At 74.5% G+C, this 11,789-nt stretch carries 13 protein-coding genes and 1 pseudogene; 8 read left to right on the top strand and 6 right to left on the bottom strand.

All coding sequences use genetic code 11. The annotated features are described in order from the left end of the window. Positions 1-117: 117 nt before the first annotated feature. From AB0F71_RS21880 to AB0F71_RS21865, 4 genes and pseudogenes are all read right to left on the bottom strand, one after another. Positions 118-1,023 carry a glutaminase gene (locus AB0F71_RS21880; protein WP_360237211.1) on the bottom strand — a complete coding sequence of 302 codons (906 nt, stop codon included), beginning with the start codon at positions 1,021-1,023 and terminating at the stop codon, positions 118-120. 266 nt (positions 1,024-1,289) lie between these two features. Beyond that, positions 1,290-1,997: a DUF3152 domain-containing protein gene (locus AB0F71_RS21875; RefSeq protein ID WP_360236995.1), complete on the bottom strand. Its 708-nt coding sequence runs from the start codon at positions 1,995-1,997 to the stop codon at positions 1,290-1,292. A gap of 159 nt (positions 1,998-2,156) precedes the next feature. Beyond that, positions 2,157-2,789, bottom strand: coding sequence for an LLM class flavin-dependent oxidoreductase (locus AB0F71_RS21870; RefSeq protein WP_360237209.1), 633 nt, complete (start codon positions 2,787-2,789; stop codon positions 2,157-2,159). A 100-nt stretch (positions 2,790-2,889) separates the two neighbouring features. Continuing rightward, positions 2,890-3,108: pseudogene (locus AB0F71_RS21865) on the bottom strand (LLM class F420-dependent oxidoreductase); the annotation flags it as partial. 291 nt (positions 3,109-3,399) lie between these two features. Here AB0F71_RS21865 and AB0F71_RS21860 point away from each other — a divergent pair. Continuing rightward, the gene (locus AB0F71_RS21860; protein WP_360236992.1) at positions 3,400-3,615 is read left to right on the top strand and encodes a heavy-metal-associated domain-containing protein; all 216 of its coding nucleotides are present in this window, start codon (positions 3,400-3,402) and stop codon (positions 3,613-3,615) included. Positions 3,616-3,683: 68 nt separating this feature from the next. Here the strand turns inward: AB0F71_RS21860 and AB0F71_RS21855 are convergent, their stop codons facing one another. Next, entirely contained in the window at positions 3,684-4,247 is a 564-nt protein-coding gene (locus AB0F71_RS21855) for a DinB family protein (protein WP_360236989.1), read from the bottom strand. A 132-nt stretch (positions 4,248-4,379) separates the two neighbouring features. Between AB0F71_RS21855 and AB0F71_RS21850 the strand changes: the two genes are divergently transcribed. The 5 genes from AB0F71_RS21850 to AB0F71_RS21830 all read left to right on the top strand — a co-directional run bounded on the left by AB0F71_RS21850 (position 4,380) and on the right by AB0F71_RS21830 (position 8,956). Further along, positions 4,380-5,354, top strand: coding sequence for a YafY family protein (locus AB0F71_RS21850; protein WP_360236986.1), 975 nt, complete (start codon positions 4,380-4,382; stop codon positions 5,352-5,354). Between the two features lie 350 nt (positions 5,355-5,704). Next, complete coding sequence (locus AB0F71_RS21845) at positions 5,705-6,142, top strand: DUF4240 domain-containing protein (RefSeq protein ID WP_360236983.1); 438 nt, start codon at positions 5,705-5,707, stop codon at positions 6,140-6,142. A gap of 355 nt (positions 6,143-6,497) precedes the next feature. Continuing rightward, on the top strand, positions 6,498-7,616 hold the full coding sequence (locus AB0F71_RS21840) for a hypothetical protein (RefSeq protein WP_360236980.1): 1,119 nt from the start codon (positions 6,498-6,500) through the stop codon (positions 7,614-7,616). Positions 7,617-7,703: 87 nt separating this feature from the next. Then, positions 7,704-8,474, top strand: coding sequence for a GNAT family N-acetyltransferase (locus AB0F71_RS21835; protein ID WP_360236977.1), 771 nt, complete (start codon positions 7,704-7,706; stop codon positions 8,472-8,474). A 77-nt stretch (positions 8,475-8,551) separates the two neighbouring features. After that, positions 8,552-8,956, top strand: a complete 405-nt coding sequence (locus AB0F71_RS21830; protein WP_360236974.1) for a hypothetical protein — start codon at positions 8,552-8,554, stop codon at positions 8,954-8,956. A 19-nt stretch (positions 8,957-8,975) separates the two neighbouring features. Here AB0F71_RS21830 and AB0F71_RS21825 read toward each other — a convergent pair whose 3' ends face one another. Beyond that, positions 8,976-9,908 carry a LysR family transcriptional regulator gene (locus AB0F71_RS21825; RefSeq protein ID WP_360236971.1) on the bottom strand — a complete coding sequence of 311 codons (933 nt, stop codon included), beginning with the start codon at positions 9,906-9,908 and terminating at the stop codon, positions 8,976-8,978. A 311-nt stretch (positions 9,909-10,219) separates the two neighbouring features. Between AB0F71_RS21825 and AB0F71_RS21820 the strand changes: the two genes are divergently transcribed. Together AB0F71_RS21820 and AB0F71_RS21815 are read left to right on the top strand one after the other, a co-directional pair. Then, on the top strand, positions 10,220-10,750 hold the full coding sequence (locus tag AB0F71_RS21820) for an SRPBCC family protein (RefSeq protein ID WP_360236968.1): 531 nt from the start codon (positions 10,220-10,222) through the stop codon (positions 10,748-10,750). Position 10,751: 1 nt separating this feature from the next. Then, complete coding sequence (locus tag AB0F71_RS21815; RefSeq protein ID WP_360236965.1) at positions 10,752-11,615, top strand: maleylpyruvate isomerase family mycothiol-dependent enzyme; 864 nt, start codon at positions 10,752-10,754, stop codon at positions 11,613-11,615. Positions 11,616-11,789: the final 174 nt, after the last annotated feature.

The following is an 11,789-nucleotide window of genomic DNA, read 5'->3' as shown; positions in this document are numbered from 1 at the left end:
GTGTGGCGGTTCATGCGGCCAGCATGGACCACTGACGCTTTGTCGTACAAGCACCCGTCCGGCCCGTGGACCCCGCCGGGGTGGCGGGGTCGGGGCGGTGCGGACCCGCCCTGGTGGTCAGAACACCGAGCAGCCGGAGAGGGTGGTGAGGGTGTCCAGCGCGGTCACGGCAGCGACCGAGTTGCCGGCCTGGTCGAGGCGGGGGCCCCAGGCACAGACGGCCGCGCGGCCGGGGAGTATGGCGAGGACGCCGCCGCCGACGCCGCTCTTGCCGGGCAGGCCGACGCGGAAGGCGAACTCACCGGCGGCGTCGTAGGTGCCGCAGGTGAGCAGGACGGCGTTGAGGCGCTTGGCCTCGCCACGGCTCATCAGCCGGGTGCCGTCGGTGCGCACGCCGTAGCGGGCGAGGAAGGCGCCCGCGAGCACCAGGTCGCGGCAGCTGGCGGCGATGGCGCAGTGCGCGTAGTAGTGGTCCAGCACGGTGTCGACCGGGTTCCGCAGGTTGCCGTGGCTGGCGATGAAGTGGGCGAGCGCCGCGTTGCGGTGGCCGTGCTCGGCCTCGGAGACGGCGACCACCGGGTCGGTGTCCAGCAGCCGGTTGCCGGACTCGCGGCGCAGGAACTGCCGTACGGCGCCGGAGGCGTCGCCGGTCAGGGACTGCAGGCGGTCGGTGACCACCAGGGCGCCCGCGTTGATGAACGGATTGCGCGGAATGCCGTGCTCGGTCTCCAGCTGGACCAGCGAGTTGAAGGGGTTGCCGGAGGGCTCCCGGCCGACGCCCCGCCAGAGGTCCTCGCCGCCGTCGGTGCTGTAGGCGAGGGCGAGCGCGAGCGAGAACAGCTTGGAGACGCTCTGGATCGAGAACGGCTGCTCCCAGTCGCCGACGCCGTGCAGCTCGCCGTCGACGGTGGCCACGGCCATGCCGAAGGCCTCCGGGTCGGCCTCGGCGAGGGCCGGGATGTAGTCGGCGACGTGGCCCCGGCCCGTGGTCGCCCGGGCGGCCGCCTCGGCGGCGGCCAGCAGGACCGGGTAGTCCAGGTTCTCCACATCGAACAAGGTTCTTCACTCCACGCACGGACGGGTACGGACACGATCCGGCCGGGGGCGCCGTGCGGCGCCCCCCGGTCCGACCTGTGATTATCCGTGCTCGGGGGAGTGCTGTGCGCCAGGCGGGGGTGCCGGTGCGTGGCGTGCCGGGGGGAGGGCGGAAGGGGGGCGGGTGCGGGCTACGGCGCGTCGGTGGCGGGCTACGGCGCGTCGGTCGCAGGCTGCGGTGCGTCGGTCGCGGGCTACGGCGCGTCGGTCGGGGCCTGGACCGGCGGGCCGGTCAGCAGGGTGCCGGAGTCCGTGTAGGGCCAGCCGTTCGGGACGCAACCGTGCAGGCCCTTGATCTGCTGCATCATCACCGGCGCCGGGGCGCCCGGGCCCGGGCAGTCGACGTGGCCGTTGCCGAGGATGTGCCCGACCTCGTGGTTGATCGCCAGCGCGTGGTACAGCTCCGGCTGGTTCCGGTAGAAATCGGACAGCTCGGTCCAGCGCCGGAGGTTGATCACCACCTGGTGCTGGACGCCGCAGTTGACCCAGCCGCCGGTGTCCAGCCCGTACTGGCCGCAGATCCGGTCGGTGGAGCCCGGGGTCGCCAGGTAGACCGTGAAGTCCACCGGGTCGGCGGCCATCCGCTGGAAGGACGCGGTGTTCCCGGCCGCCCAGCCGCGCCGGGTGTTGCCGAGGACGGCGTCCACCTCGGCGGCGAACTGCGCCGGGCTCTCCGCGATCCCGTCCTCCACCCGCACCTTGTAGCGGTACAGGTGCGCCCCGGTGCCGAAGCGGGCGGAGCCGCCGGGGGCGGTGGTGAAGGCCAGCGGCGCGGGCTCGCTGCGCCAGGGCTGCCACCACAGCAGGCCGGCGGTCACCGCCGCGACCAGCGCCACGGCGAGTATGGCGTGCCAGGGCCGCCAGTGCTGCCAGCGGCGCGGGCGGGCGGCAGCCGCCGTCATCGGCCGCCGCCCGCCGCCGTACGGCCGTGCGGTCGGCGTATTCGGTGGGGCGGGGGCGCGGTGGTGTCGGCCATGGCGGTGGTGCAACTCCTGGGCGGGCTCAAAACGGGGTACATCAGGAGGAACGGTCCGGCTGCGGCGGCGGGTTCAGTCCGTCGCTCAGTCCGTCGCCGGGGGGCGGGCCGGAAGCGGCGGAACGGCCAGGGCGTCACGGAACTCCCGGGCGAGGGACAGGAATTCCTCCGGGGACCGCGCCGCGTGGTGCAGGTCGATCAGCGGCTCCGCGCCCAACTCCCGTACGGCGGCGGCCAGGTAGTCGGCGATCTGGGCGACCGTGCCGCGCTGGGGGACGTCCCCCGCGGGCGCCGGGGCGGCGGTGACCGCCGGGTTGACCCGCAGCACCAGGCGCAGCGCCGCCGGGTCCCGGCCGGCGGCCCGGGCGGAGTCCCGGACGCGCTCCCAGAGCGGGCGCAGGGCGGGTAGTGGCAGGCCGACGCCCAGCCAGCCGTCGGCGCGCCGCCCGACCCGCTCCAGCGCGGCCGGGCTCACCCCGCCCAACAGGACCGGCGGGCGCGGCCGTTGGGCCGGGCGGGCCAGGACGGTCGACGGCGGGACGGTCCAGAGCTCACCGGTGTGCCGGACGTCGGTGCCCCCGGTCCAGAACGCCTCCAGCACGTCCAGGGTCTCCTCCAGCCGGGCCGCCCGGCCCCGCCACGGGACACCGACCGCCTGGTACTCGTCCTCGGACCAGCCGAGCCCGAAGCCGACGTCGAGGCGGCCGGCGCTGAGCAGGTCGATCGTCGTCAGGGTGCGGGCGAGCAGGGCCGGGGGGGTACCAGGGCGCGTTGAGCGTGCTGGTACCCAGCCGGGCCCGACTGGTCGCGCCGGCGGCGGCGGTCAGCAGGGTGAGCGGGTCGAGGAAGGTCCGGTGGCTCTCCGGGAGGGCGCCGCTGCCGCCGGGGTACGGGGTCCGCGGGGCGTTGGCGACCAGGAGCCGGTCGGCCGTCCAGAGCCGGTCGTAGCCGAGCGCCTCGGCCGCGGCGGCGATCCGGACGGCCAGGGCGGGGTCGGCGAAGCGGCCGTACTGGGGGAGGGCGAGTCCGAGGGGCATGGGGTCCTTGCGCCTTCCGTGCGGGGGGCCGGAGCACCCAGTGTCGGCCGACGGGTGCCCGGAGCGCCAGGCGTCGGGGCTCCTGTCGGGGCTCCCGTCGGGCGGGCGGCGCCGCCGGTTCCCGGAACCACTCGATGGTGCCACCTGTGCGGCGTGTTCCTGGGGATCGCCGTCGGAATCGGCTGTTGTGGTGCGGGTCGATCACGATGCCCCGCACCACGGTCCGCATCATGATCCGCAGTGCAGCCCGCGCTGCAACCCGCACCACGACCCGTAACCGGAGGCACCGTCATGTCCATCACCACCGTCCTCACCGTCGACGGCATGAGCTGCGGCCACTGCGAGAGGACCGTCAGCGCCGGGCTCGCCGCCATCCCCGGGGTCACCGAGGTCGTCGCGGACGCGCCCAGCGGACGGGTCACCGTGGCCTCCGCCCAGCCGCTGGAGACCACTGCGGTGCGCAGCGCGGTCGACGCGGCCGGCTTCACCCTCGTCGACGAGGTCTGACCCCGGACGGAGGTCTGACCCCGGACGGGCCGGGGGCCCGTCGCCCGGGACGGCGGGCCCCACCCGGCTCAGCCCATGCTCTTCGCGCCGTCCAGGGACTCGCGAATGATGTCGGCGTGGCCCGCGTGCTGGGCGGTCTCGGCGATGATGTGCAGCAGCACCCGGCGGGCCGACCACTCGGCGTCCGCCTCGAACCAGGGCGCCTTCGGCAGCGGCTGGGTCGCGTCGAGGTCCGGCAGGGTGGCCACCAGCTCGTCCGTCCGGCGGGCCACCTCGGCGTACGCGGCGAGCACCCCGGCCAGGGTCTCGCCCGGCAGCAGCCGGAACTCGTCGGCGCGGCGGGCGAAGTCGGCCTCGGTCATGGCGGAGAAGTCGGGCATCGCGGACGGGCCCTGCACGATGAACTCCGCCCACAGCCGCTCCACCGTGCTCACGTGCTTGACCAGGCCGCCCAGGCACAGCTCGCTCGCACAGGTCCGCAGGCCGGCCTGCTCGTCGGTGAGGCCGCGGGTGGTGAAGCGCAGGAAGTGCCGCTGCTTCTCCAGTGCGATCAGGAGGTCGGCGCGCTCGCCGGTGACGGGGGCGGGGGTGCTGGGGGTGGTGGTGCTGCTGGGGGTGGTGGTCGCGGTCATGGCTCTGGCCTTCCGTTCGGGTCCTGATCGGTGCCTGCTCGGTGGTGGTCCGGGGCTCGCTCCCCCTGACGAGAACCACATTACGGAGCATTGCGGCCACTTCCTGTCCTGAATAGCGGCCAGAATCGGGACATGGCGAACACCAGCACCCGGACCCTGCGACTGCTCTCCCTGCTCCAGACCCACCGGTACTGGCCGGGCGAGGAACTCGCCGACCGGCTCGGCGTCTCCGTCCGCACCCTGCGCCGTGACATCGACCGGCTGCGCGAGCTCGGCTACCCCGTCGAGGCCCAGCGCGGCGTCGACGGCGGCTACCAGCTGGCCGCCGGCGCGGCCCTGCCCCCGCTGGTCATCGACGACGAGGAGGCGGTCGCCCTCGCGGTCGGGCTCCAGGCGGCCGCCGACAGCCCGGTGGAGGGGGTCGCCGAGGCCTCCGTCCGGGTCCTGGCCAAGGTCGTGCACGTGATGCCGGGCCGGCTGCGCCGCCGGGTCGAGGCGCTGCGCGCCGTCACCGTCCCGGTCGACTGGGGCACCGCCCCCGCCTCCCGCGTCGACCCGGACGCCCTCACCGCCGTCGCCCTGGCCTGCCGGGACGACGAACGGCTCCGCTTCTCGTACACCACCGCGTCCGCGCGGCGCACCGAGCGGCACGTCGAACCGCACCGGCTGGTCTGCCTTGACCGGCGCTGGTACCTGGTCGCCTACGACCTCGACCGCGGCGACTGGCGGACCTTCCGCCTGGACCGCCTCACCGCCGCCGAGGCCACCGGCGCCCGCTTCGCGCCCCGCACCCTCCCGGCCAGCGACGCCGCCGAGTTCGTCCGCGCGGGCCTCAGCGCCATGCCCCGCCCCAACCGGATCGAGGCCCTGGTGGAGGCCCCCGCCGAGCGCGTCCGCGCCCTCGTCGGCCGCTGGGGCGACGTCGAGGCGGTGGACGCCACCCGCTGCCGCCTGCGGATGACCGCCGACTCGCTGGACTGGCCCGCCATGGCCCTGGGCTCCCTGGGCGCCGAGTTCCGGATCGTCCACCCGCCGGAGCTGCGGGCACTGATCGCGGAGTGGTCCACCCGCTTCGGCCGGGCGGCGGAAGGCGGCGCGGAGGCGTAGGAAGTCGGCCGGCCGACTTCTGGTGCGGGGAGTCGTCCGCGCCGCGTCAGCTGTGGGTGGTTCTTGAGCGCCGGGGGCTGGGGCGCCCGTTGAGCCGGGCGAGGCTGGAGGCCGGGCGGCGTAGGAAGTCGGCCTGGTCGACTTCTGGTGCGGGGGTGATTTCTGGGGGCTCACGGCGCCAGGCATGGGGGAGTGGTCCGCGCGCCTCAGCTGTGGGCCGTTCTCGAACGCCGGGGGTCAGGGTGCCCGTTGAGCCGGGCGAGGCTGGGGGCTGGGCGGCGCAGGAAGTCGGCCCGGTCGACTTCTGGTGCGGGGTGGGGTTGTCGGCGTGGTGGTCCATGCTGCCGGGCATGAACGAGGACGATTTCTGGCGGCTCATCGACGAGTGCCGATTGGCCGGGCCCGACTCGGACCCCGATGCGGAACGGCTCGCCGTCGCTCTGGCGGCGCGGCTGACAGCGGCCGGGCTGCCCGCTGTCATCGGGTTCGCCGAACACCTGGCCGCCGCCCTGTTCCAGCTCGACCGCTGGGAGTACGGCGCCGACCTGTCGGGTGACGCGTTCCTGTACACCCGCGCGGCCGTCGTCGCAGCGGGCCGGGCCGAGTACGGGGCCGTGCTCGGCGATCCGACCCAGTTCCGCCCGTACGCCCGCGACCTGGTCTGGGCCGAAGCCCTGCTGTACGTCCCGGACCGGGCCTACCGGCGCCTCACCGGGCGCGAGTGGGAGCACCCCACTCGCCACAGCTATGAGTCGTTCTCGAATGCCGAAGGCTGGGCCGGCCGTTGAGCTGCGCGGCATAGGAAGTCGGCCTGGTCGACTTCCTATGGGGGTCTGTCGCTGTGGCGGTGGGCATGTCGCGGTTGGCCGGGGCTGTCCGGGGCCTTGATGCGGAACGGTTTGCTGCCCCCTTGGGGGCGTGGGCTTCGTTGATGTGGGCTGAGCTGGGAGGTCCGGGGGCACAGGAAGTCGGCCCGGTCGACTTCTGGTGTGGGGGTGTTGCTGTGGCGGCTCGGCGATCCGTGGTCGTGGTGGGCCCGGTTTTGGTGGGCTGGTGGTGGGGGGAGTGGGGGGCGCCGTAGGGGGTGGGGCCGGAACGGCCGGGCTTCGTAGGGGCGTTACGTTGGGAAGAGGAGGGATGGGGGTGGGTGTGGCACTGGTCAGGGTGTGGCGGATCAAGGGGCTGTTCCGGCAGGCGGACCGCAGGTACCGGGGGGCGGCCCTGAGGCTGGAGGGGGTGTCCCAACTCCTCGCCCTGCCCGGGCGGCGTCGGGTTCGGAGGCTGCGGCTCGCGCGTGCGCAGTGGCTGCGGGCGGTGGAGGAGGATCCGGACCGGGCGCTGAAGGCGCTCGCCGACGCCGTGGTGAACGGACTGGACGTGGCGACCGACGAGTTCGTCGAGGGTGCGCTGGCCCGGTGGATCCGTTCCGGTCGGTGGGGCCGCCTGGAGCAGGACACCTACGAGCGGTTGCGGGAGGCCCTGGCCACGACCGGCCGGTCCCTGGCCGTGCGGCTGACCGACCTGTACCGGGGGGAGCCGGGGCTGCGGGAGCACCGCAGTGCCCGGGAGGTGCGCGACATGCTGATGGAGTACCACCCGGAGCACCCGCCGATGGAACTGCTGATGGCGGTGGGCCCGCTGGGTTCGGAGGCGGACTGGTGGTGCGACCTCGGCTACCGGGCGATCCAGGACGGCGACCTGGAGCTGGCCGACCGGCACTTCACCCGGGCGCACGACCTCGGCTGTCAGCACGTGCGGAAGTGGGTGGTGTACCTCGCTCTGCTGCGGGTGGCGGAGGTCGGCGACCGGGTGCAGGTGCACGATGCCCTCAGGACGGCCCGTGAGCTGCATCCCGCCCTCGACCACGAGCAGTTGTTCTACCTCGGCTGTCGGGGCGTCCTCGCCGGTGTGGAGCCGGACGTGGAGGCGATGGTGCGGTTGCGGGTGGACCGGCCGGACCTGCGCCAGTTGTGGCTGGCCCAGCACTTCCTCCGGGTCGGGAACCCCGTCCTGGCCCGTGCCAGGCTGCGGTCGTGCGTGCGGAAGGCCAAGAAGCTGACCCAGGACCGGTACGGGTACCTGGACAGGCACGACGACGATCCCGATCCGTCCGACGTCCTGCGCATGGCCAAGGCCCAACTGGCCCAGCAGGACGGGCGTGTGCAGGACGGGCGTGAGTCGGCGCGCCCGGACGCGCGCCTGCTGCCTTCGGTGGACCGCTTCGACCCGGGCTATCTGCACGAGGCGCTGCCGAGCCCGTAGCAGCGAGCGGATCCGGCGGTTCCTCGGCCGTGCCTGAGGCTGGATATTCGCTTGGCCGACGGCCGCGCGCCGGGCGATCATGGCGGGATGTCCGATCTGCTCGAGCGGGTAGCCGCCTTCCACGTCGCCTTCGCCCGCCGCCAGGCGGCCGAGGTCGTCGAACTGCCCGAGTTCCCCGGGGTCTTCGCCGTGCGGAACCCGGAGTTCGTGCTCTCCCACGAGCACAACCACCTGATCGTCACCGGACCGGGCACCGACCCGGCGGCGCTGCCGGGGCTGGCGGTGCGCTGGCTCGGGCAGCGCTCGCAGTACGCGATCACCGTGCTGGACGAGGCGTGGGGCGAGCGGGCCGCGCCGGTGCTGGCCGGGGCCGGGTACGAGCGCAGCGCCGTGGTGGTCATGGCCAGGGACACGGCGGGTTGCACGCTGCCCGAACCGGTTGCTCTGCCGACGGAGTTCGCCGAACTGCGGGAGGCCGTCCTGCGGCAGCAGCGGGAGTGGTACGAGGACGCGGAACTGCTCCGGCAGCTCGCCGACCGTCGGCCGACCAGGCGGCGCGGTGCCGAGCAGGTGCACTTCCTGGCCGCCCGGGCGGCGGACGGCGAGGTCGCCGCCTGGGTCGACCTCTACCTCGAACCGGCGCTCGGGCTGGCCCAGTTGGAGGACCTGGTCACCGCGATCCCGTACCGCGGGGCCGGTCACGGTGACACCCTGCTGGCCAGTGGCCTGGCCCTGGCGGCGGCGGCCGGGATCCCGCAGCTGTTCCTGCTCGCGGACGCGGTCGACTGGCCGCGCACGTGGTACGCGCGCCGGGGCTTCGTGGAGATCGGCCGCAGCCTGTCCTTCCAGACGCGCTGACGGCCCGCCGACCGCCCTTTGACGGCCCTTTGACGGCCCGGGCGTTGGCGGTCGTACGGGTGCGCCAGGATGGGGGCATGAACACGGAACGGGCCCTGCCCCGTGACCTGATGGCCGTCGACACCCCGGCGCTGCTGCGACTGGAGGAGCGGGCCGCCGGCCTCGGCCTCTCCCAGCGGCTGGACCCGGCGTGGCTGACGGCGCACGCGGCGCCCGAGGGGCGGCACTACCTGCGGGCGGTGCTGTGGCACGGGCTGCCCCACCGCCCGGAGCTGCCGGCCCAGTTGCGCTGCGAACTGGTGCTGGAGCTGCGGACCGGCGAGCAGGTGCTGAGCCTGCTGGACGTCCTGGCCGAGGACTTCGAGCGACTGACGGCGGTGACGTCCCGGGACGAGGGACTGCCGGTGGCCAGGCTCCTGGGCGGTGGCGGGCTGCGGTCGGTCAGGGATTACGAGGCCGGGGAGTACTCGGCCGGGGGATAGTCGGCCGGGGAATGCTCGGTCAGGGGGCGCGACGAGGGGCTGCGGGGCTGACCGGCCCTGCCGCCGCCCGCCCGCAGTGGTCGGCGACGGTGTCCGCGAAGGCCCGGGCGAGCGGTCCCAGGGTGAGCCACTCGCGCGCGGCCCAGCCGACGGTGAGGCCCGGGAGGTCGGGCAGCGGCACCAGCCGGAGCCCGGGGTGGCCGGGGCCCTGCCACTCGGGGAGCGCGGGGACGACGGCGTGCCCGAGGCCGAGTTCGGCGAGCAGGATCGCGGTGTCCCAGTCGGTGACGCTGGTGTCGAAGACCGGGCGGATGCCCGACTTGCCGAGCCAGTCGTCCAGTTGGGAGCGGGAGACGGAGTTCTGCGGCAGTCCGATGAGCCGGGCGTCCTGGAGGTCGACGGGTTCGATGCGCTCCCGGGCGGCGAGCGGGTCGGCGGCCGCCACGGCGAGCACCCACGGCAGGTCGGCGACGGGACGCTGCTCGATGCCGCGGACGGGCGTGCCCAGGGTGATCCAGGCCAGGTCGACCTGGCCGGCGGTGAGCGCGTCCAGACAGCTACGGCTGGATACACCGGTCTGGAACTCCAGGCTGACCTGCGGGAACCGTTCGCGGAAGTCGACCACGGCGGCGGACATGAAGTGCCGGATGCTGGTGGCGCCGGTGGTGATCCGCACCGATCCGCCCTCGCCGCGGGCGAGTTCGGCGATGGTGCGCAGCGCGTGGTCGATGCCGCCCAGCCCGTTGGCCACGGCGGTCTGCAGCTGGCGTCCGGCCTGGGTGGGCACCACGCCGCGCGGGTGTCGCTCGATCAGGGCGAGGCCCAGTTCGCGCTCCAGCCGCTTCACGTGCTGGCTGACGGCGGACTGGCTGCACGCCAGGTCGCGGGCGACGGCGCTGAGCGAGCCGGCCCGGCAGACGGCGGCGAAGACGCGGAGGTCGTCGAGGGTCACGAACGCCCAGGGTACTGCCGGATCCGGGCCGGTAGGAGAAGGGGCCCGATCCAAGCCTTACCTTGGAAGTTCCCCAGGAAATCGGCGGATTGACTTGGAAGTCCGACAGCCTCGATCATCGATGCCAGGGCCCGCAGGAGGGCGGCAACCCGCCCGCTGCCTTCGCGGCGCTCCGGACGCGTAGAGGCGGGGGCGGGGCGGGTGCCGACCCGTTTGCATCAGCTGCACAAGCTGCATCCGCGCGTGCCCGTGCGCCCGTGTGCTCATGCGTACGGGCAGGACGGACAGTCGGGCAGTGGAGGGGGAACGGAATGCGGTACGCCGATGGTCCCGGCGCGGACTGCGAGGTGTTCGTCGGGGCGACGGTGGAGCGGCTCTGGGCGCTGGTGACGGACATCGCACTGCCCGCGCGGCACAGCCCGGAGCTCCAGCGGGTCGCCTGGCTGGACGGTGCGGACGGCCCCGCGCCGGGCGCCCGCTTCGAGGGGTACAACCGGCGGGCGGGGATGCCCGACTGGCGGACGGTCTCCGAGGTGGTGGAGGTGGTCGAGCACCGTGCCTTCGCCTGGGCCGTCCTGGACGCGGACGGCCGCTTCGGCGCCCCGGTGACGGATGCGACCGGCGCGTTGGCCCGGTGGCGCTTCGAGCTGCGCCCCGAGGACGGCGGGACCCTGCTGCGGCACTCGGTGGTGCTCGGCCCGGGCCGTAGCGGCGTCACCCGGGCCATCGACGCCCGGCCGGAGGCGGAGGAGAAGATCGTCGCCTTCCGTCTGGGGGAGCTGCGGACCGGGATGACGGCGACCCTTGAGGGCATCAAGTCGATGGCGGAGAGCGGGGGTTGAGGTGCCAGAGCCGACCCGTTCCGAGCTCGACTGCTCCGAGCTCGACTGGTCAGAGCTCGACTGTTCGGAGCCGGCCCGTTCCGGGCTCGACTGGCCGGGGCTCGCGGAGCCCGACCGTCCGGTGGACTTCGACTGGCTGCTCGTGGAGGTCCGGGCGTCGGCGGCACGCCTGTGCGCGGACCTCGCGTCGCTGACCGACCGGCAGGCCCGTGAGCCCTCGCTGCTCCCCGGCTGGAGCCGGGGCCATGTGCTCACCCACCTCGCCCGCAGCGCCGACGCGTACCGCTGGATGCTCGCCCTGGCCCGTACCGGCAGCGCGCCCGGGCCGCGCGCTGACGCCGCCGAGCTGGACCGGCGGCTGCGCGAGGGCGCGGGGCGCGCTGCCGGGGCGCTGGTCGACGACCTGCGGGACGGGCTGGACGGGCTGCTGCGGGACGCGGCTCAGTTGCCGGCCGGGCGCCGGAACGTCCTGGTCCCGGCACTGGCGGGCTGGCGGCACCCGGCCTGGTACCTGCTGTGGCGGGCCTGGCGGGAGCTGGAGGTGCACGCGGTCGACCTGGGCCTCGGCCGCGGGCCGGCCGACTGGCCCGCGGCGTTCGTCCGGGCGGCCCTGGCCGAGACGGCCGCGGCGTCGGCCGTACGGTCGGTGCCGCTGGCCCGGGTGGAGGCCGAGGACCTCGGCCGCAGCTGGGAGATCGGCGGGGCGGGCCCGGTGGTGAGCGGCCCCGGGCACGCGCTGCTCGCCTGGTTGGCCGGGCGCGGCCCGCTGACGGGCCTGCTGACGGGCCTGCGGGTGGACGGCGGGTTGCCGGCGCCGGAGGTGCTGCCGGCCTGGCCGTTGCCGCCGGTGCCCGGCTGGGGGTGAGGTCCGCTCAGGAGGCGGGCGGGTGCTCCTCCGCCTGCCGGAACAGGGCCGCCAGGTCGTGGAAGCCCCGCCGTTCGGCCGGCGGTTTCTAGGGGTCGTTGCAACACGTGGTCGGTTTGCTCAGGCCGCGATGAGTTTATGCAGGCGCTCGGCTGGGGTCTCCCAGCCGAGCGT

The organism is Kitasatospora sp. NPDC028055 (assembly GCF_040637885.1).
Taxonomy (GTDB): Bacteria; Actinomycetota; Actinomycetes; order Streptomycetales; family Streptomycetaceae; genus Kitasatospora.
This window is presented reverse-complemented; position numbering and strand designations above follow the sequence as displayed.

Bases quoted from the DNA above. Each gene is read 5' to 3' on its own strand.
- AB0F71_RS21875 (WP_360236995.1), bottom strand. From the start codon at position 1,997: ATGACGGCGGCTGCCGCCCGCCCGCGCCGCTGGCAGCACTGGCGGCCC.
- AB0F71_RS21860 (WP_360236992.1), top strand. From the start codon at position 3,400: ATGTCCATCACCACCGTCCTCACCGTCGACGGCATGAGCTGCGGCCAC.
- AB0F71_RS21855 (WP_360236989.1), bottom strand. From the start codon at position 4,247: ATGACCGCGACCACCACCCCCAGCAGCACCACCACCCCCAGCACCCCC.
- AB0F71_RS21850 (WP_360236986.1), top strand. From the start codon at position 4,380: ATGGCGAACACCAGCACCCGGACCCTGCGACTGCTCTCCCTGCTCCAG.
- AB0F71_RS21845 (WP_360236983.1), top strand. From the start codon at position 5,705: ATGAACGAGGACGATTTCTGGCGGCTCATCGACGAGTGCCGATTGGCC.
- AB0F71_RS21835 (WP_360236977.1), top strand. From the start codon at position 7,704: ATGTCCGATCTGCTCGAGCGGGTAGCCGCCTTCCACGTCGCCTTCGCC.
- AB0F71_RS21830 (WP_360236974.1), top strand. From the start codon at position 8,552: ATGAACACGGAACGGGCCCTGCCCCGTGACCTGATGGCCGTCGACACC.
- AB0F71_RS21820 (WP_360236968.1), top strand. From the start codon at position 10,220: ATGCGGTACGCCGATGGTCCCGGCGCGGACTGCGAGGTGTTCGTCGGG.